Source organism: Deltaproteobacteria bacterium, from assembly GCA_040223695.1.
Classification (GTDB): Bacteria; Desulfobacterota_D; UBA1144; order Nemesobacterales; family UBA2774; genus JAVKFU01.
In genome coordinates this window covers 36,894-60,286 of record JAVKFU010000007.1, presented here as the reverse complement: position 1 = coordinate 60,286, position 23,393 = coordinate 36,894, and the positions used below count along the sequence as shown (strand labels likewise).

Here is a 23,393-nt window from a genome sequence, read left to right as displayed (position 1 = left end):
CTAGGATACCGAATTGGCTATAGTCTGCCGGAATTGAGTTCGCTTATTGAAGAAAAAGAAGGCGGCAGGTAGAATTTTCACCTCTTTTCTGGAGGATTTACACTTTGCGCCCGTAGCTCAGCTGGATAGAGCAACGGACTTCTAATCCGTAGGTCGGGGGTTCGAATCCCTCCGGGCGCGCCAATTTTCTCAAATAATCACAGTCAGTTGCATTTCCTTCCAAAATAGTCTATAATTTCCTTTCAAAGAATATTCAAAGAATCAATCCGTAAATCCTACATGTGGGGTAGCGATTCGTGGCTTCCTTATTCTCTAAGAAAGGGGTTTGGTACGGCGTCTTTACTGTAAATTATAAACAGAAGTGGATAAAAATAGGACGGATGTCTAAAACCGCCGCAAAAGAAGTTCTCAGAAAACTTGAAGAAGAACATGACAGAAAGAAATTCGGCATCATAGATGAAAAACAGGTTCCATTTGAAAACTATGCGCGTGAATATCTTGATTACTCAAGGACGAACAAGGCAGAAAAAAGTTATGAGCGAGATAAAACCAGTATGCATACGCTTCTTAGGTTCTTTCGATCGATTCATCTTCCAAGACTTAAATCTCGGCATATTGAGAATATGAAGACAAAAAGATTGGCTGAGGGTGTATCACCCAGAACCGTTAACATTGAGTTGAGGTGTTTGTCTCACATGCTCAACAAGGCGGTAGAGTGGGGCTACATCAGGGAAAGTCCCTTTAAGAACATAAAACTGCTTACCTATGAAAAAAAGCCTCCACGGTTTCTGACAAAAGAAGAAGTATCTAAATTACTTGAGGCTTCAACTCTCTGGTCTAAGCCTATTTTCATTGTCATGCTAAATACTGGCATTCGAGAAGGAGAGCGCAGAAGGCTAAAATTCGAAGATATTGATTTTGAAAATAAACGAATACTTGTCAGGTCTTCAAAAACGAAAGACTTCAGATCAATTCCTATGAATGAAGAGACTGAAAAGACGCTTAAATGGCTCACGAAGAACTACATACCACCTCATACAAACGTTTCATATCCACGAAAAGAACATCAAATAGAGTATGTATTCTGTAGTGAAGACGGTTCTCCTGTCTTATCCATAAAGACATCGCTTGCTAATGCTTGTAGGAAAGCGGGGCTAAAAGGTGTCTCGCCGCACACATTACGCCATACCTTTGCATCTCACCTGGTAATGTCTGGAGTTGATTTGAGGACTGTGCAGAGATTGTTGGGTCATAAGAATATTAGTACTACGATGATGTATTCTCATTTGACGGAAGATCATTTGGCGAGGGGTGTGGAGAAATTGAGTTGGGTTGAAAAAAAAGGTGAGGATTGCCTATAATCATTTCTGCAAACTATTTCAAAACAAAAACTTGAAGCATTGTCTAAAGTGCTATGCTTGATCCAAATCGGGATACCAGGATGACTATAATGCCCAGGCTTCCAAAAAAAACAAAGAACAACATTGCAAATATGAAATATCGGTTTTGGACTGGCATGTAAGTGTAAGCTTCAATGAATATGCTTACATGAACCTTCTTGATCAAGAGGAGTTTAAAGAGAGCTTCTATATGGTTATGGAGGGACGTTTAATTTCAACAACCTCAAAGAAGTGCAAGAGTTATACGGCAGTAAGGGTAAACATATATTCTAGTGAAATTTGGTATAACAAACACATGCTGAGAGAAGATTTGCATACAATAGGCGATATGGAAATTCAGAAAGCAGATGCCTGTCTGTACAAGGAAGATACAATTTGTTTTTGGGAACAGAGCTTTATTGGAGGAAGGGGGAGAGATACTACGTAGACTTTCGGAAGTTATCTGCCGAATTTTAGGTTTTCATTTAGTCACAATTTTTAGTGTTTCGTGTTATTCTACATTCCGTGCAGTATAGAGTTTGCCTATTAATATGAGTAGCTGAAGTAATCGGGAAGGCAATGGAATTATCATTTAAAGTACTCAATGATATACAAAGAAAGTTATTCTTGTCGTAAAATTGGATTAATAAGTAACCAATTTGAGCTTACTGTGAGTGACTTAAAATGTATCTATCTAAAACGGACTACTTAGAATATCTTCAGTGCCCTAAGAATCTGTGGCTGAAAAAGAAAAAACCCGAGTTGTATATTTCGATACCACCCTCAGATTTTGATTTAAAGAACTTTCGTGAAGGTCAGGAAGTTGAAGCACTTGCACGCAACTTGTTTTCCGACGGTTATCTTCTCAATGGTGATCCAAAAAGGTTAGCAGAACAAACGAACGAACTAATAACTTTAAAGAAATCACCAATATTTCAAGCGACATTTATCACTGATAGAGGTTTAATAGCAAAAATTGACATTCTAGACTCCAACAAAAGGTCCGGATGCTGGGATATATATGAGGTAAAGTCATCGAATGATATTAAAACCGATAGAGAGCATAACCATATAAAAGATGTTACATTCCAAGCTCTTGTGATGAGAGGTGCGGACATCCCAGTGGGGGAAGTTTATATAGTTCATCTGAATAAAGATTATATAAAAAACGGAGATGTAGATTTGGAAGAACTCTTTGTAAAAGAAAATGTTTCAGAGAAGATTATTAATCATTATGATATAACCAAATTAGAAACCGATGAGGCTTTGGAGCTTCTAGAGTACAATGACATTGACCTGAGTTCATGTCCCTGCATTTATATGACGAGGGGGAATCATTGTTCTTCTTTCAGCGTTTTTAACCCGAATGTTCCGGATTATTCTGTACATGACGTTTCAAGAATTCGTTCTAACAAAATTCAATCCCTGATCGACTCTGGTGTAGTAGCTATCACCGACATTCCGGATAGTTTTCAGCTCACTGATAAGCAAAGATTGCAAGTGAATTTGGAAACATCACAAAAACCCCTCATTGATAGAGAAAGTGTATATCAAGCCTTAAGCCAGTTAGAATACCCGCTCTACTTTTTAGATTATGAAACATTTATGGTGGCTATTCCAATTCTAGATGGGTACAGACCTCATCAGCACATGCCGTTCCAGGTTTCTATTCATAAAATAGATATTGACGGGAAGCTATTACACTTTGAGTATTTAGCGGATAACATTGAGTATGCAACTATCAGACTCATTGAGTTTTTAAAAGAAATTATTTTGCCTGAAGGAACTGTAATTTCATGGCATGCATCATTTGAAAATGCCATCAATAAGGGACTGGCAGAGTTGCATCCTGAACATAGTGATTTTCTGCTCGACCTAAATAACAGAACTTTTGACTTGGAACAACTCTTTAAAAATGATTATTTACATCCTGAATTTAAGGGAAGAACATCTATAAAGAATGTATTACCTGTCCTATTGCCACGGTTCTCTTATGAAGATCTTGTTATTCAGGATGGGACAGCTGCAATGGAGGGTTGGCGAAAAATGATTTTCGACGATATCCCAGACAGCGAAAAAGAAATTATAAAGAAGGCGCTTTTAGAATATTGTAAAATGGACACATTAGCAATGGTTGAAATTTACAACCACCTGAAGTCTATTTAGTATGTTCAAACTACCGGCCTATAGCAGTGCATGTAAACTTTGCCATTGGCATACCGAATGCACCAGACGGCTCATCAAAGAGGGTGACCTCACTCTGATACCAGAGCTGGGGCGAGCGATGCGCGACGTCATGATGGATCGTATCAGAACGATTCACGATCTTGCCAGAAACCATCCTGATAGTTTTGTTTTCGGCAAAAAGACCATATTTCCCGGCATCGGTCCTGACACGCTCAGAAAGTTTTATGAACGGGCCAGAGTACAGACATCTGATGGAGCTGGCCCCTTGCTGTTAGCTCCCACTGAGCTGCCTGACTATGAGCTGGAGCTGTTTTTTGATATCGAAGTCGATCCCATGCGGGATATATGTTATCTGCACGGTTTCGTCGAGCGGCGCGGTTTCGACAGCGCGACGGAAAAATTTATCTATTTCTTTGCGGATCAACCGACACCACAGTATGAAAAAAGCGCTTTTGCGGATGCACTGGATTATATGCGGACAATACGTCCCTGCGCAATTTATTATTATTCCAAAAATGAACGCACGATTTACCGCACGCTCCAGGAAAAATATCCCGATATTTGCAGCGCCGAGGAAATAGAGGAACTGTTCGACCCTGCGCACGCAATCAATCTTTACAACGACGTTGTAATAAAAGTAATGGAATGGCCCACCAGGGATTACTCTATAAAAACTCTTGCAAAATATCTCGGTTTCAATTGGAGTGATACGCACCCGTCAGGCGCGGCCTCGATTGAATGGTTCAACCGGTGGGTTAAAATCGCCGATCTCGACGTGCGCCAGCGCATCCTTGATTACAACGAGGATGATTGTATCGCAACCCGCGTATTGCTGGATGGTATCAGACAATTAGTTCAACCGTGAAGCATACTTATATTTGACATGTTTGTTTATAAAACTGTTCAGCCCCATCCCAGCCATAGCCAAGTCTTTCATTTGTTCAATGTTGCCACTCCCCGCACTTTGATAGGTATATAAATAAATTGACCCGTCATGAAACTGGACCTTTATAAAATCGGTTCCGATTTCATAGGCTGCGACTCCGGAATCCCCTCCCAAGTTCTTATAATGTGTCATATATAGCTCCTTTTCGGGTTATTCATTCCCCGAAATTAATTGATTTATTTTTCTTCTACGCTTCGGTGAATAAATCAAAAACAGACTACGAATCGCTCATAGCGGACATTGATCTAATGAAAGCAAATTGTTATTCCATTCTCCGTCAGCATATGTACGAAGATACGGTGCTCTTCCAGCCGGACGCACGATTCCCACATCGGAGCGCTTCTTTGTTTTGGGATCGATCACATAAAACGTATTTGTTCTCGCCTCGATGCTGGCTATTACTTGCTCTCGGGTCCATATCCACCCGGCGAGCCGGATTGCCCAAATGAGTTATGTGTTTGTGTGGGCTCTGTGGGCTTGGTTTGGTGATGCAAGTGACTGTAACATCTGCCATTTTTTCTCCTCGGACCAGGTGCATCTTCGGATACCGGCCCTTCATTCTTTAGTTTTTGGGACATTTTCAAATCGCCCCATAGTATATAAATGCTTATTTTTGGCGTACCATTGACACGGTGTTGGAAAAAAATTTTTAGACCGGTCTGTCAATGACCGTCCCGAAACGAGCATTTTAGTTAGTGGGCCTGCAGATGGTAAAATTTTGAGGACATTCGAATGACGGCAAAACCTCCACGCCGCGTACCGGTAGAAGCGGCGGCAACACCTGGGGAAATAGCGGAGGCGATTGAGGCGCTCACTAAAGTTGACTGGGCTAGATTGAAGCGTTCTGCGAAAGACTTTATATCCAAGCTGGGGCCGAAGGCAGATTACAGAACAGTTGAGGACCTCATGCAGACAGCTCTAAGAGACCTATTGGCTGATACCCGGCGATGGAACAAAAGTAACGTCGATTTTGTAAAGTTTCTGACTGAAGCCATGAGAAGCATATCGAGTAACTGGGCAAGGTCGTATAAAAAAGATGAGACCCTAATATTGGAATCCGATCTCCGGCGAGAAAACGAGGAGGGCGACGTTTTTAACCCGTTGGAGAAAGTACAGGGACACACTCCGAATCCTGACAAACAGCTCAGTGACAGGCAAATTTTGGAGCAGATCGGGGATTTATTCAGAGATGATCAAAGGGCTCAGATGGTATTGGAAGCTTGGCAAGAGGGATATGACCCAACCGGTGTGCGTGATCTTTGGGAGCTATCTCAGAACGAGTACAATACCATTGTACGCAGAATTCGCCGGCGATTAATTGCTGCTGGTATCACTCCCGATTGAAATAAAGGGGGACCTAATGCCTGATAAAAAAACCGACGAAGAAAAATTTTATATCATAATCGACTCGCTCGGTACATCCGTCCTTGATGAGAGCGATGACGAAATCATGGATGAACTTCGCAGGAGCGGGGTTGATATGGACGCAGAAGCCGTACGCCTGAAAACCATGATGCTGGATACAGTCAAAGTATTCCGTCAGCGCTCCTTGAAGGCCGCCCGCACGGCTTATGATCGTGAAATCGAGCAGATGGAGAAAGAGCCATACCCGATCCCAGAGACAGCAGAGGAACGGCGAGAACTGTTCTTATTACTTACACAGCAGAAGCAATACGCGCAATATGTAACAGCCCAGTACCGGAACCTGGAAGAACTTACCGACAACGACATCAAAACCTATCTGGAGGATCTTGCCGAGCTGGGCATACTGCAAGAGCTTGATCGTGACGAACCCGATGGAAAAAAATAATCATTTTTTGACTCCCGACCAGATTTTGGACGAGCTTGGCATTACAACCCCGGATGAAATCGATATTGAGGCAATCGCTTTCCACTGCGGTGCAATTATCCGGTACCGTCCCCTGACCGGTTGTGCCGCCCGCATTGTCGGGAATGGGGACAACGCCATCATTACGGTAGATTCAGGTTCCTCTAACCGCGAAAGACAACGTTTTTCCGCCGCTCACGAGCTCGGACACTGGATGTATGACAGGGGAAAAATCTCCTATAGCTGCCAGGAAGCACAATTCGTAGAAAAGTGGTTCAAGCACGACCCTGAATCGCGGGCAAACAGCTACGCCAGCAATCTCCTGCTCTCTGTCTCGCTTTTTAAGCCAATGGTGTCCACATTCAGGGCAATTGATTTCAACACAGTCAAAAGTTTGGCTAGAGCATTCACCACGAGCTTGACTTCCACAGCGATCCGCCTTGTTGAACACGGACCGCTTCCGGCAATGCTTGTCTGTTACAGCGATGCGGGACGGCAGTGGTTTGTACGCGGTTCATACGTTCCCGATCAACTCTGGCCACCTGAGAAGCTCGAACCGGGCGCGTACGCTTATGATTTGCTTAAAGGTGGAGCGGAGCGTGAGTTTAAGGGGCAAGTTTCAGCAGAAGCATGGTTCGATCACCCGATAGCCGAGCGTTATAACATTCAGGAGCATTCTCTGCGAACAAGCTATGGCGTCGTATTATCTCTTCTTTGGTGGAAGAACGAGCAGATGCTAATTGATATCGACGATTACGAGGAAAGAAAAGCTTACCGCAAGTGGGATGAATAAGCCAAACATATGTGTAATAAAACTATAAATATGCGGAAGGGAGAACCAGCGGAAGGGATAGAGTTTTACAAGCTGCTATATGCAGATGATGAATTCTGCAAAGAGCTTGGCAGGGCTGTACTGGCAACGGGCAGGCTCGAAACGGAACTGATAAAATACATGGACAACAAAAATGTGGGAGAAAAGACAAAAAAGGCTACCCTTGGTATACTGATTGAATACGCCAGGAAACATGAGTTGTTAACGAAAATGGTACCGGTACTGGAAATATTGAGAGATCAGAGAAACTATCTGGCTCACAATATCTATGCACTATTTTCAGGTTTCATCGAGGAAACCATTTTACCGGGGTCTGGCTTGCTCAATTCAGATGTCGATCTCTTTACCGACCGTGTTTGTCAGCTAACAGAGGATCTTAATTGGCTTGCAGATGTTGTTGTAAAAGAGCAATGAATATATGGAGCTTTCAGATACATTAATATAGGAGGAAGTATCATGGCGAAGAAGCAAAGCCACACGGGTTACCGGAGTTCAACAACGGGTAAGTTCGTTAAAAAGAGTTATGCTGAAAAGCATCCGGCAACGACGCAGAAGGAATCAATCCCCAATCCCGGACGCGGTGACACTGGACGCGGCAAAAAGAAGTAGCAAGAACATTTTATGTAATACAGATTTCTTGACCTCGACATATATTATTGGCCGAGATAGTAGTTCCCTGCCCTAATTTATAGCAAAATTCATACCTAGTTGACCTCCCGATCCTGACATATCCTATGAAATATCTATGTGCGGACGGTTTGTCAGATCGACGGACAAGGACGATCTTCAAAGCAGGTTCGGCTTTACCGATCCGCAAGGGGTCCTTCTGGAGCCGCGCTATAACATCGCCCCCTCGCAGATGCACCCGGTCGTCATCGTCGAGGATGACCAGCGTGTGCTGAAACTGACGAGATGGAGCCTGGTGCCGTTCTGGGCGAAGAACACTAACATCGGATACAAAATGATTAACGCCAAAGCAGAAGGAATTGAAAATAAGAACAGCTTTAAAAATCCGCTCAGAAAACGGCGCTGTCTCGTATTGGCAGACGGATTCTATGAATGGAAAAAGACCGATAAAAAATCGAAGATACCCTATTTCATCAGGCTCTCTTCAGGGGAGCCGTTTGCTTTCGCCGGATTGTGGGACATATGGACCAAGGGAGAAGAGCCGCTTACTACATTCACCATCATTACCACAGACAACAATGAACTTCTAAAACCGATCCACAATCAGATGCCGGTCATACTACACCAGAAAGATGAAGGCACATGGCTCGATCCTGAACTCAAAGACCCCGAGAAATTAAAGCCACTCTTAAAACCCTATCCATCAAAAGAAATGGAAATGTATGAGGTCTCAACAATAGTCAATTCACCCAAAAACGATATACCGGAATGTGTAAAATGTGTGACATAAAAAGGAGATAACCATGATATTAAGAGAGCTTGGAATACTTGATACAGCGCACAGCCCGAGACTTCCGCTGGCAACATTACGTATTCCCTGCGGAACTGGTTTCCCATCACCTGCGGATGACTATCTGGAAGAGAAACTAGATTTGAACAAGTATCTCATCAAACACCCCGCGGCCACATACTATGCCCGAGCTGAAGGAGATAGCATGGTAGGCGCAGGTATTTTCCCGAACGATATATTAGTAATAGACAAGGCGATTGAAGAGGTGAAAGATAGGATTATCATCGCATGGCTCAACGGAGAGTTTACGGTTAAGAGATACCATGTGGATAACCGGCTTGGAAAGGTTTACCTCGTGCCGGAGAACCCGAAGTTCTTCCCACATGAGATAACGCCGGAGATGGACTTTATGATCTGGGGAGTGGTTACCTACAGCATACATAAGCTCTGATATTCCCATGACCATATTCGCCCTAGTAGATTGCAATAACTTCTATGTTTCCTGTGAAAGAGTCTTTAATCCCGGACTCAACGGCAGGCCAGTAATTGTCCTTTCTAACAATGATGGGTGTGCAGTGGCGTTATCTGAAGAAGCCAAGCAATTCGTTTCTATGGGAGCTCCTATATTCAAATTCATGGGCATTGTAAAGAAACACAACATCCATCTCTACTCAAGCAATTATACGCTCTATGCAGACATGTCGCATAGAGTACATGAGGTGTTATCTCAATTCTCTCCCCATATTGAAAACTATTCTATCGATGAATCGTTTCTCTCACTTGACGGCTTTGGAAAAACAAATCTCACCGCTTATGGACGAGAGATAAGGGCCGAGGTTCTTCGATGGACGGGCATACCTGTCTCGGTGGGAATCGGGCCTACAAAGACGCTTGCAAAAATAGCCAATAAATTAGCCAAGAAAAACAAGATGTGTCAGGGGGTGCTGGATATTACGGATCACCCCAGGCTCGATGATTTTCTCGCAAGCGTGGAGGTTGAAGATGTATGGGGGGTTGGCTGGCAATATACGAAGCTCTTAAGCAGACACGGTATAAAGACAGCACATGATCTTAAGAATGCTTATGACGGTTTTATTAGAAAGAACATGACCGTACAGGGACTTAGAACTGTGTGGGAGTTGCGCGGCCAGTCATGCATCGATCTTGAAGAAGCAATCCCGGACAAAAAAGAGATTGTAAGCTCGAGGTCCTTCGGAAAGGATGTAGAAGATTACACGGAGGTTTCCGAGGCCATAGCCACATATGCAACCCGAGCCGCTGAAAAGCTCCGTGCACAAAAATCTATTTGTGATCACATATCGGTCTGGATTGAGACAAACCGATTTAAACCTGAGAACCCACAATATAGCAATATCATGTCATGCAGATTACCAGAGCCAACGGCATACACTCCAATGCTTATTAAATATGCACTCCATCTTCTAAGCAAAATTTACAGAAAAGGTTATGCGTACAAAAAAGCAGGCGTTGCCCTCATGAATTTAGCTCCGGCTTGTGAAGTCCAACAAAACCTCTTTACTAAGTTTGATCATTCAGGGCACAAGAGATTGACAGATGCGATGGACAAAATCAACACTCAGTGGGGAAGAGAGACAGTAAGGTCCGGAGCCTCCGGGTATGAAAGACCCTGGGGTATGAGACGAGCTAGAATTTCAAATAGATATACTACGAGGTGGGATGAATTAGTAACTGTTAGAGCAGGAATCGAAAAGCTATAATTCTAGTTTCTCTGTTACAGCGGATTCTACATTTACTTCATTAACCATTTCTAATTTTATCCTAGAAAGCCCCATTATTACACGGACATCTTGAATAAATAATACATCTGAGTCGCTGGTACAAAATACTGAGACTGTAGTTTCGTGATATCAGTCGCGATATATAGATATAGACCGTGCACCAAGTACGGGGTGCTCGGGATTTAAGTACGGCTTGCAGGAGCCTGTCTTAGCAATATAACCTTCAGCTCCTCTGGTTGAATTTATTTCGCCCGCTATGTTTTCAAGCACTGGTTCTATCACTTCTTTCAAGAGTGTGTGCGGATTTACCTTTTCGCTCATTTTTTATTGCTTCTCCTCTCCCTCGCTGAGCGCAGTAACCTCTACCCATTCATCGTCATCTGTTTTTTGATAAAACTTTCCATCTTTACTGTAGAACGTAAGGTTCTCAACCTCTTCCTCATTTTTGTTGTGGAAATTGAGATCGGGTGAGAACTTGTCTTCTTTTTTATCTGACATATGAAATAATTATAAACTAATCTCAAATTTTTTATTAACACTTCTGAATTAACAGTTATGATTATATTCAATTCTTAACTCTTCTTTCATGATGAACGAGATAGTATCATTTTTGATACATACATGTATTTAGTTTATCTTGTTCTTTAATCATATTTCTAAAAACTCTCTGTGAATCAGGTTTATAATGCCATTCCAGAAATATATCGATGACATCAGCAAACGTTACGCCATGGGAACTGCACGGGAGCACACATACCGCCCAGCCCTACAGAACCTATTGGAAGATGTAATACCAGGCATTATAGCCAGTAATGACCCCGCACGTATCGAATGCGGAGCACCGGATTTTATCCTTTCACGGCGTAAGATTGATGTAGGTTATATCGAAGCAAAAGATATAGGTGATGAACTAGATAAAACTGAAAAGACCGAACAGCTCAAACGTTATCGTGAGTCCCTCGACAACCTGATTTTGACAGACTATCTGGAATTTCGCTTTTTCCTTCATGGTGAAAAGGTAGAAGTAATCCATATTGGTGATGTTCAAGGGAAAAGTGTAAGACCGCTTGCCGAAAACTTTTCTCGTCTGAAAACCCTTCTGATAGACTTTGCGGCATTTCAGGGACAAACAATTAAGTCCGCCAAAAAACTAGCGGAGATGATGGCCCATAAAGCCCGCCTTATGAGAGATGTGTTTTTCAAAGTTGTTCAGGATAAAATCGGAAATAGCGCATTACATGACCAGCTTAAAGCTTTCAAAAAAGTACTTGTGCACGACATGGACGAGGTGCAGTTTGCAGATGTATACGCGCAGACAATAGCTTACGGCCTGTTCACAGCACGTCTTCACGACACAAGTCTCGATGACTTTACTCGTGCTGAAGCCCTGACATTGATTCCGAAGAGCAACCCCTTTTTGAGACAACTTTTTCACTATGTCGCTGGTCCAGACCTTGATGACCGCGTAGTCTGGATTGTTGATGCTTTGTGTGAAGTTTATCGATCCACAGACCTTCGGGCCATCATGCATGACTTTGGTATGGCTACTGGCCAGAACGACCCGATCCTGCATTTCTATGAAACATTCCTTGCCGAGTATGATCCGAAACTGCGTAAAAGCCGGGGAATCTGGTACACGCCGGAACCTGTTGTGAATTTTATTGTCCGTGCCATTGATGATGTATTGAAGGAGCATTTTGGCCTGAGAGCCGGGCTTGCGGATACATCCAAAGTCAAGATTCAGGTTGAAGTGCAGGACACGGACAAGCGGACAACAAGACGCAAAATGGTTGATAAAGAAGTGCATAAAGTACAACTCCTTGATGTGGCAACCGGAACCGGTACTTTCCTTGCCGAAGTTATTAAACTGATCTATGCACGCTTCAAAGGACAGGAAGGTTTGTGGAGCAGTTACGTTGAAAATGACCTACTTCCCCGTCTGCATGGCTTTGAATTGCTGATGGCGAGCTATGCCATGTGTCACATGAAGCTGGACTTGCTATTACAGGAAACCGGATACCACCCTTTAAATCCCAATAACCCACCTCGTGTGAGTGTTTATCTCACAAACAGCCTTGAAGAATATCATCCAAAAGTGGAAACTTTGTTCGCAAGCTGGCTGTCAAGAGAAGCCAATGAAGCCAACAGGATAAAAAAGGATATGCCCATAATGGTTGCTTTAGGCAATCCACCGTATAGTGGGGAAAGCTCCAATAAAGGGGACTGGATTATGGATATTGTGGATGCCTATAAACAAGAACCTAGAGGTGGCAAACTGAAAGAAAGAAATTCTAAATGGCTAAATGATGATTACGTCAAGTTTATGAGGATGGGTGAGTATTATATTGAAAAAAACGGTGAAGGGGTTTTAGCGTATATTACTAACCACTCTTATTTGGATAATCCAACCTTTCGCGGGATGCGGTGGCATTTATTAAACACCTTTGATGATATTTACATTATTGATTTACACGGTAATGCACAACAAAAAGAAACAACCCCTGAAGGAAAGCCAGACAAAAATGTATTTGATATAAAGCAGGGCGTTGCGATTGTTGTAGCCGTAAAAAATCGCCGTATGGTTGGTAAGAAGCCGTTGGCGACCGTCCATCACGCAGACCTGTGGGGCGACAGGCAGAAAAAATATGACTTTCTACTAAAAAGCATGCTGATCGGTGTAAAGTGGAAGAAGCTGAAACCCATTGAAAGTGATTATTTCTTTATTCCGAAAGACTATGGTCTACTGGAAGAATACGAAAAAGGAATTCTAGTTTCTGAATTATTTGTGGAAGGCTCTATGGGCGTGACCACCGGGGGCGATAAAGAACGGGTAATGTTTGAAAAATATCAAAATGATAATGTTCGGTCATATTCTTACAGACCATTTGATACAAGATTTATTGAGTATAAAACTGAAATGCTAGCAAGAGCGCGAGAGTTTATCATGCGCAACTTTTTCAAAGAAAATATTGCGTTAATTACATGTAAAAGAAATAGAGACGATAGCTCGACTTATTTTCTATCAAAGGAAATTACGGACAAAAGCTATGTCTCATCATTAGATAACAGCTTCTGCTTCCCTTTGTATATTTATCATCCTGATCTCGGCACAGTTGAAACAATGACCCCAAATCTTAACCCGAATATCTATGCACAAATCAAGAATATTGTGCCAAATGTAACACCAGAAAGCCTGTTCGATTACATCTATGCTGTGTTACATAGTCCCGAATTTCGCAAGCGTTATGCTGAATTCTTAAAGTCAGACTTTCCGCGAATTCCCTATCCAAAAGATTCCAAAAACTTCCATGCGTTGGCTAAGCAGGGCACTGGACTGCGTAAACTACATCTGATGGAAAGTGAGAAGTTGAATGAACTGCTTACTACGTATCCTGTTGATGGTGATCACGAAGTTAAAAAGCCGCGCTTTGATAAAGGCAAGGTTTGGATCAATGAAACACAGTATTTTGGTAACGTGTCGGAAGTGGCATGGAACTTCCATATCGGCGGATACCAGCCCGCTCAGAAATGGCTGAAAGACCGTAAGGGCAGGAAGTTAACGATTGAGGATATTAAGCACTGGCAGCGGATTATAGTGGCTCTTGTAGAAACCGATCGTATTATGAAGGAAATTGATAATATAGATTTTTTACCGAACACCTTAGAATAAGTAATTTGCCCCGAGTAGACTATATAGGGATATGAAAGAAGTATGAAATTTATACACCAAGACCTGGGACAACGAAAAATAGGGGAAATTGTAGAAATAATTCTATCCTGCAATACTGTAAGTGTTCGCCTTATGGATAGTTCAAAGCACAATAGACTGATGAAGGCGATGGATAGAATTAACGGTCAATGGGGCAGAGTGACAGTAAGGTCCGGAGCTTCTGGATATGAAAGACAGTGGGGGATGAAAAGAGCAAGGATTTCGAATAGATTTACAACTAAATGGGAGGAGTTGATGACTGTTAAGGATTAAATTCGGCAGATCAGAGGACTTTTCAAACCTATATTGAGCACATTTGAAATAGACATTTCCGGAAGAATGGGCAGAAGCAAGCGTTTAAGATAATATTTTTCACTGAGCCATGAAACATAAACACTTTGTAGTTCTAATTTCAGTCCTCATAATAACCAGCCTTACTTCTTTTTCTTCAGCAAACAAGACTATTAAGATTGCGACATGGAATATTCGGGACCTTTCGACTTCGAGCAGAAGTGATTTCGAGCTCTTACAGATAGCGTACATTCTTAAGAATTTTGACTTAATTGCGATCCAGGAAGTGAACGATGAGGATTCTCTCGATATGATAATTGCATGGCTTGAGACCATTGGACATTCATACGCCAAGCTTTTTAGCCCTGTCTCAGGAACCGGCAGTGAAGCAGAGCACTACGCGTTTCTCTTTAGGGAAGATGTTATTGAGCCTTTAGATTCCGGCCATCTTGCCAAAGGAACCTTCGCAAGACCGCCTTACATTGCATCCTTCAGAGCAGGCGACTTTGATTTTACTATTATCTCTGTCCATATCTGCTCGGGATGCGGGAGTCTTGGAGAAGCTGGAAGGGAACTGGAAATCGCACGCCTGGGCATTATTTACAACAATCTCATGAGTCAATCCGAAAAAGACATTCTGGTAGTTGGTGACTTCAACCTCAATCCAAATAACAATTCCTTTATCAACTTGAAATCAGTTGAAAATACCTTACCAGTTTACCCTTGTTCAACTTTATCAGAATGCAAACAGAACGCTACCACAACCAGGGATTCAAATCTCATTGATAATATATGGTATAGCGAAACTCAAGTTCAGGAATACACTGGTGAGCATGACATATTTAAATTCGATGAAGTGCTGTATGAAGATCCAAAAGGCGACTCCGATGATTATCGTGAAAGATATTCAAGATTAGCCGTGTCTGATCATAGGCCTGTATGGGCTGACTTCAGAATTGATATGTCAGATGATGATTAACTCTTAGAAAAAATCTAGAATATTCTTCAAATTTGATCTGGAAGAGATGTTGCACTAAACGCCTTCGAACTAGCCCCATCAATCATAAGCCTGATATAGATATGAAAGCCTGGAAGATGAACCAAATCTCCCACTTTAAAGTTGGGATAAAATTCCTTTTCCAAATACTCCGCATCCCTGGCACTTACTCTAAATGAAATAATCGTTCCTACATTCCCAAGAATCGCGGAGACGGTTTTTTTATCAATCTGGTCAATGTATTGGTGAACCAAATTAAGGCAAAGCCTATACTTACGCGCCTCTGGTAGCATGTCTGCATAGCTACCCGCGGCAAAGCTCTGGAGCTCGTCTAAATAGAGATAGAAGTCCTGCCTTTTCTCCTCGGGTATGTCTGTTCTGCTCAATGCAGTAAGATAAATCTTTATCACAAATAGCGACCCCAAAAGCATTGACGTATCCTCGCCAATCCTTCCCTTCGCAAGGTTTACCAATAGCACTTTTCCGGTATCCATCAACTCTCTCATGTTAAAGGAGCTTTTCTTCTTCCCGATTATATCTCGTATAAACGGACTGCTTAAAAATGCCCCGGCTTTGTTCTGGATAGGAGCTATCGCTTCAGCCCTGAACCGGAGTGGCCACTTATCAAACTCCTTCCCCCAGAACTCCTTCACTTTCTCGTCTTTTACATAAAGGAGTACTGTTTTTCTAAAACGCGCGTCTACAAGAAGTTTATTCAAATCAAGAAGTGTCGCCCCTGGATACTCAGCTAAAGTCAAAATCAAGTTTCTCAAAATGTGCTCTGTTCTCTGGCCCCACGAGTCGGCCCAGAGCTTTTTAAATATACTGACAAGACCTGAAGCGATTAAATATCTTCCTTCTGTGGAGTTGACACCCTCCAATACATTAAAACCTATCGAGTTTCTTCTATCCGAAGGGTTTATATAGATCACGTCTTCAGTTCGTTCTTCCGGAACCAAGCTCACAATGGTTTCAACAAGGTCACCGTGAGGGTCTTGGAGCGCAAGCCCGTCTCCTTTTTGTAAATCCTGAATAATCAGATTCTTTATGAGCGTAGACTTCCCGGTCCCGGTCTTTCCAATCACATACAGGTGTGATCGCCTGTCTTTTCTTTTAATCCCGAACCTCTTCCTTTCGTTCCTGTAATTAGTCTCCCCGATATAGAAAACCTCATTTTCTTTGTCTCCACGCATTCTTTCTACTCTATAGTTCAAAGAAGTGACCAGATAGGAGGGGAAATTTGGGTTGTCTCTTCAGGCAAATTATCCCTCCTATTGCAATCTACACAGTTCATTAAGATGGGGAGCATATGAGCATTTTAAGCTTCATAGTTTCAGTGGCAATTCTCCTCATCATGCTGGGGATCGGAGTCAACCAAGGCTTCAGCGTCGAGGTCTTCCTAGGTCTGATAGTCGCCGGAGGGAACTTCGTCGTTGAGCTTGTGAAAGCGTTATTTCACGGCCCGTCCTTGTAAGAAAGAGGATTGCCGTAAGTTCTTTAAAAAATCCATATTAAGGAGGTGTATATATGCGTTTAACCTCAATCGAAGAGGTCAGGGATTTGAACGGCTCGATTGACGAGTCATATGTTCATGCGCGGCTCTCGGATATTGTTCCAACATCCGAAATAGGGAAGATAGCCTTGGACTTCAGGGAATACATACTTTCCGAAAGAGCCGCAAGCCAGTTATGCCGGGTACTCAGAGTGCCCTACTACTTTGCGTGCTCAATGTCTTCACAGATGCCTGATCTGTGGAAGGAGCTTTCGGGCAGGATAACCACGGGGTCTCAGAAGGAGATCACATTCAAGGTGGATGACGAATCACTCACCGTGATCGGTCTTTTCCCGAGACGGAGCAGTTTCATATCTCTGAGGAGATTCCTTGAGATAACTGACGATATATACAGGAAAGTACATGAGGAGGCTGGTGTAGAAAATATGGTTGTCGATATTGACGATGTTTCGTCATCAGCATTTTTCTACACCCCGGTTACTTTCTGTCCAATCGAAGCTAAGAGCGAAGACCTGTTCAGATACGGAATAGGATTCTCGGCATCAAGCCTAGAGATGTACGCGCCCTCAATATCGGAATCCCTCTTACGGCTAATCTGTACAAACATGACTTACGCTCCCACTTATGGAGGGATGCATTTTAAGAGCAGGAATGTTGAGAGGATTTTAAACGCTGTCGATCTGATTTTGGATGAACCCGAAAGAATATCGCGCTATCCCGAAGCTCTATCAGCGCTGACCGAAAAGAGGCTCTCATACAGAGAGCTCGAGAATTCCTACTCGTATATAGCAAGGCTCAAAGATGAAGACGGGGAAATACTTGTACCTGATCTTGAAAGAAGGATTCCTATCACGCGAGTTGCAATAGCATACGGCTACGAGAATCCCGAGGCGATACCGGCATCCCTGTCCTGGAAATCCTCTGCACGAACTCCTATAAACGCCTATGAGGTGTTTAATCATTTGACCGAGATAGGGTCTCACTATACCCATATCCCTGAAAAGGACAGGCTCAATCTCCTGATCCATGCAGGGGGACTCATGTTCAAGAAAAACTGGGACCTGGACAATCTCGCTCCCCAGGTTGATTTTTCAAACTGGGAGAACCCTCAAGTCCAGTACGCAGTTCACTGATACCTGCCTGTTTTCTCCTGCCAGAGTCTGGTTCTAACGGACCAACTGCACTCAAGCCGGAATGAGTCCAGTCCTTAAGGATATATGGCAGGGGTGTATCCGGTAAACGGTAAAGGGGGTGATGTGTACTATCCAGGCGGTAGGCTCACCCCTCCCGTCTATATATTCCAAAGACAAGGAGGTCATTTATGAAAACAAAGACAGTAAAAGGAATCGTAGAGTCAGTAAACGATAAAGGGATAAAGATAGGGAACAACTGGTTTAACTTCTCCCACTATGACCCTGTAGATAATCCGCAAGAGGGAGACGCGGTTGAAATCAGGGTAGACGGTAAAAACAAAAAGTGGATAAAGGAGCTGAAGTTTATAAATGCGGAGGAAGCAATGAAAGCGAGCATAACGGCAAAAGATGTCCGTATCACGAGGCTTTCTCTAATACGCTCGGCTGTTGAGATGCTGAAGACCAACGGGAATTCTGTCACTACTGAAGAGGTGGAATCTGCCGCACGGCAATTGGAGGAGTATGTCTATGAACCGATCAAGAAAGATGATGAAGTGCATGACGATCAGCAAGACATTCCATTTTAACGGAGGGTAATGATGAACATGGATCAAATCATATCTGAAACAATATATCTAAAGAATGAGCTTAAGGAGCTCATAGCTTCATTCCAGAGAAAGAAGTTGGATTTTGTAACGCTATTTGATGAAAAGCATTCGCTTACAGAACAGATGAAGGAATTTGAAACCGCAGTTGCTTATGAGGTAGCAACCGAGTCAGATGATAACGGCAAGAAGATGTTCTCAAACGATACTCTGAGAAATGCCGAAATTCAGAAAAGGCTTAAGAATAATTCCGAGTACGAAACACTCAAGATGCAGTACGACCATCTCGAAAAGCAAGAAAGGTTCATGAAGGCTGAGGTTGAAATTCTTGAAAGGAGATTAAGAGTCCTGGAGCAAATCGTGACGCTCGTGAGGATCGAAAGCTATCTCCTGAATTCACTTGATAGCGGGGAGGTGACTCACCATGAAGGCAGAATTTGAGTTCATCCACAAAGCGGATGAAGCACGGGTAGGAAGGGCGTTGAAAGCTGTTGTAGATGGAAGCTATAAGATAAACATACTCAAGCAAGCAAGAAGCGAATGAGACAAGAGCGTATGTTCAAGATGAAACGAAGGAATATGCTGTAGGGATCAATGGATCGGGGAAGTACTTTTGTTCGTGCCCTGACAGATTCGTGCATGAGAATATCTGCAAGCATATTCTAATGGTAGTTTTGACTGGAGTATTGAAAACAGCAGAGAGGAACACTCCTTAGTATCAGTACATTTACAACTTAATATCAGCATAATAACACGCTATAAAGGACGGTAGTAATTACCGTCCTATTTTTATTCTTTTGTTAACTCTAATACAGATCGAAAGTAAAATTTATCTTAAAAAGTTGGTCAGCAACTTTGAGCAACATTAAAAAGTGTTATGAAAATACTTATTCAGGCCTATTGAAGAAAAAAATGTACGTGTTAATAATACTCAATAGGCGTGGTTGAAATTTAGATTGTGTTGTGGTTACAATTCGGGAGTAGGAAGAGCTATTTTGAATCACTTCTAAAATATAAAAAAGCTCAACGAACTCCGTACCCATAATCAAGATGGGCGAATTTCTTGTTCCGACAGTCACGGTAATGATCCGAACCCGCCAATGGATAAAAACTGATATAACATGTTGGTTAAAAGTTGCAATTAAATCGAAATGATTAATATTCTCCACACTGCTGATTTTCACCTCGGTCGCCACTTTCGTGACCATCCTGAAGCTCAGGATAAGTTGATCCAGGCAAGATATGATACTCTCGAATCTGTTGTAAGACTGGCAAATGAAAAAAAGTCTGACATTCTGAGTATTGCCGGTGACCTGTTTGATCGCACTTCTATGAATACTAGTGATGTACAAAGGGCTGTGAGGGCTATCAATGGATTTTCGGGAAAGGTAGTCTTAGTGCTACCAGGGAATCATGACTATATAACAGAAGACAGCGAACTGTGGAGCCGGTTTGCTAAGGAGGCAGATGAGCATGTTATTGTGCTAAGTAACCCTAAACCAATGGATCTGCAAGAATATGACTTGAAAGCTATGGTCTATCCCGGTCCCTGCAATGCCAAGCATTCGAATGAAAACGCTATCGGCTGGATCAGGGAAGTTGAAAAGAACCAGGAAATGATTCAAATTGGCATAGCTCATGGAAGTATCGAAGGAGTATCACCGGATTTTGAACAGCGATATTATCCCATGATACTAAAAGAACTCAAGAATACCGGAGTGAATATCTGGCTGTTGGGTCATACGCATGTTACCTGGCCTGAAAAACCGGGGAACAGGGATTTAATTTTTAATCCGGGTACCCCCGAGCCTGACGGTTTCGACTGCCGGCATGAAGGACACGCTTTCTTTATCACAATAAATGAAAATAAAGAAATTGAGGCCGAAATACTTAGCACCGGAACCTACCTGTTTGTACAGCGTCTCGAGACGTTGGAAAAGGAGCAGGATCTGAAGAAGCTGGTGGATTCTATTACCAAGGATGATTATTCCCATGTAGTCCTTCAACTTACCTTGGAAGGGCATCTGGATCCTGAGTTGTATGATGAGTGGAGGTCAACCCTCCCGACGCTTAGAAAAAACGTGCTGGAATTGAAATTGCATGATAGCGATTTAGTACAACGGGTGACTAGAGAGCAGATCAGGCAGGAATTCCCCGAAGGGTCTTTTCCCTATCGGCTGCTTTCTGAATTCTTTGAAGATGAGGATGAACAGGCATTGCAAATGGCCTACGAAATAATCCAAGAGGTAAAAGATGAGAATTAGATCCATCCGGCTACACCCATATGCGGCGATCCAAGACAAAACCTTTTCATTTGAAAATGGACTGAATATATTGCTTGGGCCTAATGAGGCGGGCAAGTCTACACTGTTTCAGGCGGTGGTACACGGACTTCTAACATCCACCAGCAAGACGGCTAGGCAACTGGAAGATGAAATGGGCAACTTTTTCCCGGTTGGTGGAGGTGACATTATCCGCCTGAAGATATTACTCGAACTGGAAGAAGGTTCGCAGGTGCACATTCAGAAAACCTGGAAAAAAGGGAATCGTGAGGGGAGTGCTAGTATCCGCCTTCCGGATGGAACGGAAATCACTAACGAAGAGGACGTTCAAAAACAGATTTTTGAGTTGTTACCTGTATCACCGGCCACAATGCGAACGATTTTGTTGTCGAATCAGTCTGGCCTTCAGGAGACACTGAAACAGATGAAGCAGGAAGAACAGGTGCGGAATGAGCTGGGAGCGGTGTTGCGGAAAAGCGTGATGGAGACGGGTGGGATTTCTGTGGATCGTTTCCGGAAGATCGTGGATGACAAGTTTGAAAACTATTTTAAAAAATGGAACCGAGGACAGCAGTATCCTGAAAACAACCGGGGTATTCAAAATCCGTATAAAGTTGGACTCGGTAAGGTGGTGGAAGCATTTTATCGAAAGGAAAAGTCCAAGATCGATTATGAATCTGCGCTGGAATTTGAGCAAAGACTTGATGGTTTGAATAAGGAAATAGGATGGCTGACAGAGCAGCTTCAGGAGAAAAAGCAAGATCATGAGAAGCTCAGTCCTCTGAAGAGTGGAATCCAACGGCGACAGAATAAAGAGTATAAACTGAAGGAAATTGGACAAGAACTGGAATCTATTCGGGAGATCAATAAGCAGTGGCCGTTGTTGGATCAGCGGCTTGAGAGTATTGCGACTCAAATTAAAGAATTAGAGCAGCACATTAATCAGTATCAGCAGGAATTACAACAAGTGCAGAAGCAGCAGGAATTGAGAATGCTTAAAGAACGGATCCAAAATCTGGAGGATTTAAAGAAAAAAGCCGGTGAGATGAAACGAGAGGTGGAGGAAGCCACACAGGTAACCGAAGAGCAAATTACTGATCTGCGGAATTTTAATGTGCATATGGATCGTCTGGAAGCTCGGGTGGAAGCGGCGAAGCTAAGAATATCGGTGGAAGGTAAAGTCGATACGGAATTTGATTGGCAGGAGGTTAGTAAGGAAAATTCTGAGACTATTTCTCTTAATAAGGGAGATGAGAAAAAGAGGACAGCTACTGGTGGATTTACGCTGGAAACCAATGAGCTGAAGATCAGCGTTTTTTCTGGTGACGGGGATATCGAGCAGACTGTACAGGAGCTTGAGGAAAAAGGAGAATCATTTAGTAGGAAGCTTAAGGAGGCAGGGGCGCAGGATCTTCAAGAGGCGGAGTCGATGGAGCGACTGTACCGGGATAAGCTGTTTCATCTGGAACAGGCCGAAAACCAATTCCGGGAAGGGTTGGGAGATGATGATCTAGAGATGTTGAAGCAGAAGCTAGAAGAATACAAGCCTGATAAAGAGGTACGGGACTCTATAAAGATTTCTGAAGATTTGGCAGAGGCTACATCCAGAAGAGATGGACTCGAAAAAGAGAAGCTGGAGAAGGAAGGCCAGTTGGCTGAATGGAAGAATAAATATGATAATCATGATAAAGTCGCCGAGGCACTGGGTGATCTTCTAGTTCAATATCGGGATTTGAATAAAGAGGTCGAGGTACTTCCTGACTTACCGAAGGAATTTGAATCTGCTGAATCTTTTTTAAATTATATGGATCAATTGGATCAGGAAATTAGCGAACTTAAGGAAAAGATTTCAGAAAATAAGGAGGGGCGGGCCCGTTTGGAAGGTCAGGCATCAGATACTTCTTCTGAAGAGCTTAATGCACAAAAGCAAGAAGCCGAGGCGGAATTTGAGCGAATTAACAGAGAAGCAGAGATTCTGGCCCGTGTTCAAGAAAAGACGGAAGAGCTGTTGAATTCTCTTGATGTGGATACTTTTAAAGGTGTAAAGGATTCATTTCTGAAGTGGCTTTCAATTGTTTCTGGCAAGCGGTTCAAGACGGTGAGGATGGAGCAGGATATGCCGGAGGCGTTTGTGACGAATAATAAGCAGGAATTGACTTTTCAACTGCTTTCCCATGGTACAAAAGGGTCAGTGGCCTTGGCTTGGCGGTTTGCCTTGTGTGATCATCTCATGGATAAGCGGTTGGGTGTGGTTGTACTGGATGATCCTCTGGTCGATATGGATCCTGATCGCCGAAACCAGGCTGTTGATGGTATCTATGAGTTTTCAAAGAAACATCAAGTGCTGGTGATGACCTGCCATCCGGAGCATGCCAAGGAGATGGAACAAGGGTATGAGGTGAAATTTGGGTGAAGTCTGCTGATAGTAGAACAATAATCATCTTGGGAAGTGGAAAAAGGGATAATATCAAAAAGTTTTCTCAAAGTATATTATTCAAAATACGTTTCTGTATA

General features: G+C 42.9%; 25 protein-coding genes and 1 tRNA gene. 22 read left to right on the top strand and 4 right to left on the bottom strand.

Annotated features, from left to right (window positions below; genetic code table 11):
- Positions 1–106 precede the first annotated feature (106 nt).
- From RIG61_01105 to RIG61_01085, 5 genes are all read left to right on the top strand, one after another.
- Positions 107–183 (top strand) — tRNA-Arg (locus tag RIG61_01105).
- Between the two features lie 113 nt (positions 184–296).
- Positions 297–1,361 carry a tyrosine-type recombinase/integrase gene (locus RIG61_01100; protein ID MEQ9617756.1) on the top strand — a complete coding sequence of 355 codons (1,065 nt, stop codon included), beginning with the start codon at positions 297–299 and terminating at the stop codon, positions 1,359–1,361.
- Positions 1,362–1,506: 145 nt separating this feature from the next.
- The gene (locus tag RIG61_01095) at positions 1,507–1,827 is read left to right on the top strand and encodes a hypothetical protein (protein MEQ9617755.1); all 321 of its coding nucleotides are present in this window, start codon (positions 1,507–1,509) and stop codon (positions 1,825–1,827) included.
- A 236-nt stretch (positions 1,828–2,063) separates the two neighbouring features.
- Positions 2,064–3,545: a DUF2779 domain-containing protein gene (locus RIG61_01090; GenBank protein ID MEQ9617754.1), complete on the top strand. Its 1,482-nt coding sequence runs from the start codon at positions 2,064–2,066 to the stop codon at positions 3,543–3,545.
- A 1-nt stretch (position 3,546) separates the two neighbouring features.
- Positions 3,547–4,431, top strand: a complete 885-nt coding sequence (locus tag RIG61_01085; GenBank protein MEQ9617753.1) for a TM0106 family RecB-like putative nuclease — start codon at positions 3,547–3,549, stop codon at positions 4,429–4,431.
- A 309-nt stretch (positions 4,432–4,740) separates the two neighbouring features.
- On the opposite strand, the gene RIG61_01080 is transcribed toward RIG61_01085, so the two are convergent.
- Positions 4,741–4,902, bottom strand: a complete 162-nt coding sequence (locus tag RIG61_01080; protein MEQ9617752.1) for a DUF3892 domain-containing protein — start codon at positions 4,900–4,902, stop codon at positions 4,741–4,743.
- Between the two features lie 342 nt (positions 4,903–5,244).
- Here RIG61_01080 and RIG61_01075 point away from each other — a divergent pair, with 342 nt between their 5' ends.
- The 8 genes from RIG61_01075 to RIG61_01040 all read left to right on the top strand — a co-directional run bounded on the left by RIG61_01075 (position 5,245) and on the right by RIG61_01040 (position 10,328).
- Positions 5,245–5,856 (top strand): hypothetical protein, encoded by a 612-nt coding sequence (locus tag RIG61_01075; GenBank protein ID MEQ9617751.1) that lies wholly within the window; start codon positions 5,245–5,247, stop codon positions 5,854–5,856.
- 16 nt (positions 5,857–5,872) lie between these two features.
- On the top strand, positions 5,873–6,322 hold the full coding sequence (locus tag RIG61_01070) for a hypothetical protein (GenBank protein ID MEQ9617750.1): 450 nt from the start codon (positions 5,873–5,875) through the stop codon (positions 6,320–6,322).
- A complete protein-coding gene (locus RIG61_01065) occupies positions 6,309–7,133 on the top strand; it encodes an ImmA/IrrE family metallo-endopeptidase (protein ID MEQ9617749.1) in 825 nt (274 codons plus the stop codon). Before RIG61_01070 ends, RIG61_01065 begins: the two co-directional genes overlap by 14 nt.
- A 9-nt stretch (positions 7,134–7,142) precedes the next feature.
- Entirely contained in the window at positions 7,143–7,586 is a 444-nt protein-coding gene (locus RIG61_01060; protein ID MEQ9617748.1) for a hypothetical protein, read from the top strand.
- A 42-nt stretch (positions 7,587–7,628) separates the two neighbouring features.
- Positions 7,629–7,781 carry a hypothetical protein gene (locus RIG61_01055; GenBank protein ID MEQ9617747.1) on the top strand — a complete coding sequence of 51 codons (153 nt, stop codon included), beginning with the start codon at positions 7,629–7,631 and terminating at the stop codon, positions 7,779–7,781.
- A gap of 136 nt (positions 7,782–7,917) precedes the next feature.
- Positions 7,918–8,589: an SOS response-associated peptidase gene (locus tag RIG61_01050; protein MEQ9617746.1), complete on the top strand. Its 672-nt coding sequence runs from the start codon at positions 7,918–7,920 to the stop codon at positions 8,587–8,589.
- A gap of 13 nt (positions 8,590–8,602) precedes the next feature.
- Positions 8,603–9,040, top strand: coding sequence for a translesion error-prone DNA polymerase V autoproteolytic subunit (umuD, locus tag RIG61_01045; GenBank protein ID MEQ9617745.1), 438 nt, complete (start codon positions 8,603–8,605; stop codon positions 9,038–9,040).
- Positions 9,041–9,047: 7 nt separating this feature from the next.
- Positions 9,048–10,328, top strand: a complete 1,281-nt coding sequence (locus RIG61_01040; GenBank protein ID MEQ9617744.1) for a Y-family DNA polymerase — start codon at positions 9,048–9,050, stop codon at positions 10,326–10,328.
- 150 nt (positions 10,329–10,478) lie between these two features.
- Here the strand turns inward: RIG61_01040 and RIG61_01035 are convergent, their stop codons facing one another.
- A complete protein-coding gene (locus RIG61_01035) occupies positions 10,479–10,670 on the bottom strand; it encodes a hypothetical protein (protein MEQ9617743.1) in 192 nt (63 codons plus the stop codon).
- A gap of 3 nt (positions 10,671–10,673) precedes the next feature.
- Entirely contained in the window at positions 10,674–10,847 is a 174-nt protein-coding gene (locus RIG61_01030; GenBank protein MEQ9617742.1) for a hypothetical protein, read from the bottom strand.
- Between the two features lie 187 nt (positions 10,848–11,034).
- Here RIG61_01030 and RIG61_01025 point away from each other — a divergent pair, with 187 nt between their 5' ends.
- The 3 genes from RIG61_01025 (at position 11,035) to RIG61_01015 (ending at position 15,328) form a co-directional block, all read left to right on the top strand.
- Positions 11,035–14,019 carry a type ISP restriction/modification enzyme gene (locus RIG61_01025; protein MEQ9617741.1) on the top strand — a complete coding sequence of 995 codons (2,985 nt, stop codon included), beginning with the start codon at positions 11,035–11,037 and terminating at the stop codon, positions 14,017–14,019.
- A 42-nt stretch (positions 14,020–14,061) separates the two neighbouring features.
- The gene (locus RIG61_01020; GenBank protein ID MEQ9617740.1) at positions 14,062–14,331 is read left to right on the top strand and encodes a DUF1883 domain-containing protein; all 270 of its coding nucleotides are present in this window, start codon (positions 14,062–14,064) and stop codon (positions 14,329–14,331) included.
- A 109-nt stretch (positions 14,332–14,440) separates the two neighbouring features.
- Positions 14,441–15,328 carry an endonuclease/exonuclease/phosphatase family protein gene (locus RIG61_01015; GenBank protein ID MEQ9617739.1) on the top strand — a complete coding sequence of 296 codons (888 nt, stop codon included), beginning with the start codon at positions 14,441–14,443 and terminating at the stop codon, positions 15,326–15,328.
- 26 nt (positions 15,329–15,354) lie between these two features.
- Here RIG61_01015 and RIG61_01010 read toward each other — a convergent pair whose 3' ends face one another.
- Positions 15,355–16,539, bottom strand: coding sequence for a type IV secretion system DNA-binding domain-containing protein (locus RIG61_01010; protein ID MEQ9617738.1), 1,185 nt, complete (start codon positions 16,537–16,539; stop codon positions 15,355–15,357).
- 116 nt (positions 16,540–16,655) lie between these two features.
- On the opposite strand from RIG61_01010, the gene RIG61_01005 reads away from it, so the two are divergent.
- The 6 genes from RIG61_01005 to RIG61_00980 all read left to right on the top strand — a co-directional run bounded on the left by RIG61_01005 (position 16,656) and on the right by RIG61_00980 (position 23,292).
- Positions 16,656–16,820, top strand: a complete 165-nt coding sequence (locus RIG61_01005; GenBank protein MEQ9617737.1) for a hypothetical protein — start codon at positions 16,656–16,658, stop codon at positions 16,818–16,820.
- Between the two features lie 53 nt (positions 16,821–16,873).
- Positions 16,874–17,992 (top strand): hypothetical protein, encoded by a 1,119-nt coding sequence (locus RIG61_01000; protein MEQ9617736.1) that lies wholly within the window; start codon positions 16,874–16,876, stop codon positions 17,990–17,992.
- A gap of 188 nt (positions 17,993–18,180) precedes the next feature.
- Complete coding sequence (locus RIG61_00995) at positions 18,181–18,579, top strand: hypothetical protein (GenBank protein ID MEQ9617735.1); 399 nt, start codon at positions 18,181–18,183, stop codon at positions 18,577–18,579.
- Positions 18,580–18,597: 18 nt separating this feature from the next.
- Positions 18,598–19,038 (top strand): hypothetical protein, encoded by a 441-nt coding sequence (locus tag RIG61_00990; protein MEQ9617734.1) that lies wholly within the window; start codon positions 18,598–18,600, stop codon positions 19,036–19,038.
- A gap of 710 nt (positions 19,039–19,748) precedes the next feature.
- Entirely contained in the window at positions 19,749–20,861 is a 1,113-nt protein-coding gene (locus RIG61_00985) for a DNA repair exonuclease (protein MEQ9617733.1), read from the top strand.
- Positions 20,851–23,292 (top strand): AAA family ATPase, encoded by a 2,442-nt coding sequence (locus tag RIG61_00980; GenBank protein MEQ9617732.1) that lies wholly within the window; start codon positions 20,851–20,853, stop codon positions 23,290–23,292. Before RIG61_00985 ends, RIG61_00980 begins: the two co-directional genes overlap by 11 nt.
- Positions 23,293–23,393: the final 101 nt, after the last annotated feature.

Bases quoted from the DNA above. Each gene is read 5' to 3' on its own strand.
- RIG61_01090 (MEQ9617754.1), top strand. From the start codon at position 2,064: ATGTATCTATCTAAAACGGACTACTTAGAATATCTTCAGTGCCCTAAG.
- RIG61_01085 (MEQ9617753.1), top strand. From the start codon at position 3,547: ATGTTCAAACTACCGGCCTATAGCAGTGCATGTAAACTTTGCCATTGG.
- RIG61_01075 (MEQ9617751.1), top strand. From the start codon at position 5,245: ATGACGGCAAAACCTCCACGCCGCGTACCGGTAGAAGCGGCGGCAACA.
- RIG61_01070 (MEQ9617750.1), top strand. From the start codon at position 5,873: ATGCCTGATAAAAAAACCGACGAAGAAAAATTTTATATCATAATCGAC.
- RIG61_01065 (MEQ9617749.1), top strand. From the start codon at position 6,309: ATGGAAAAAAATAATCATTTTTTGACTCCCGACCAGATTTTGGACGAG.
- RIG61_01060 (MEQ9617748.1), top strand. From the start codon at position 7,143: ATGTGTAATAAAACTATAAATATGCGGAAGGGAGAACCAGCGGAAGGG.
- RIG61_01055 (MEQ9617747.1), top strand. From the start codon at position 7,629: ATGGCGAAGAAGCAAAGCCACACGGGTTACCGGAGTTCAACAACGGGT.
- RIG61_01050 (MEQ9617746.1), top strand. From the start codon at position 7,918: ATGTGCGGACGGTTTGTCAGATCGACGGACAAGGACGATCTTCAAAGC.
- umuD (MEQ9617745.1), top strand. From the start codon at position 8,603: ATGATATTAAGAGAGCTTGGAATACTTGATACAGCGCACAGCCCGAGA.
- RIG61_01040 (MEQ9617744.1), top strand. From the start codon at position 9,048: ATGACCATATTCGCCCTAGTAGATTGCAATAACTTCTATGTTTCCTGT.
- RIG61_01035 (MEQ9617743.1), bottom strand. From the start codon at position 10,670: ATGAGCGAAAAGGTAAATCCGCACACACTCTTGAAAGAAGTGATAGAA.
- RIG61_01030 (MEQ9617742.1), bottom strand. From the start codon at position 10,847: ATGTCAGATAAAAAAGAAGACAAGTTCTCACCCGATCTCAATTTCCAC.
- RIG61_01025 (MEQ9617741.1), top strand. From the start codon at position 11,035: ATGCCATTCCAGAAATATATCGATGACATCAGCAAACGTTACGCCATG.
- RIG61_01020 (MEQ9617740.1), top strand. From the start codon at position 14,062: ATGAAATTTATACACCAAGACCTGGGACAACGAAAAATAGGGGAAATT.
- RIG61_01015 (MEQ9617739.1), top strand. From the start codon at position 14,441: ATGAAACATAAACACTTTGTAGTTCTAATTTCAGTCCTCATAATAACC.
- RIG61_01010 (MEQ9617738.1), bottom strand. From the start codon at position 16,539: ATGCGTGGAGACAAAGAAAATGAGGTTTTCTATATCGGGGAGACTAAT.
- RIG61_01005 (MEQ9617737.1), top strand. From the start codon at position 16,656: ATGAGCATTTTAAGCTTCATAGTTTCAGTGGCAATTCTCCTCATCATG.
- RIG61_01000 (MEQ9617736.1), top strand. From the start codon at position 16,874: ATGCGTTTAACCTCAATCGAAGAGGTCAGGGATTTGAACGGCTCGATT.
- RIG61_00995 (MEQ9617735.1), top strand. From the start codon at position 18,181: ATGAAAACAAAGACAGTAAAAGGAATCGTAGAGTCAGTAAACGATAAA.
- RIG61_00990 (MEQ9617734.1), top strand. From the start codon at position 18,598: ATGGATCAAATCATATCTGAAACAATATATCTAAAGAATGAGCTTAAG.
- RIG61_00985 (MEQ9617733.1), top strand. From the start codon at position 19,749: ATGATTAATATTCTCCACACTGCTGATTTTCACCTCGGTCGCCACTTT.
- RIG61_00980 (MEQ9617732.1), top strand. From the start codon at position 20,851: ATGAGAATTAGATCCATCCGGCTACACCCATATGCGGCGATCCAAGAC.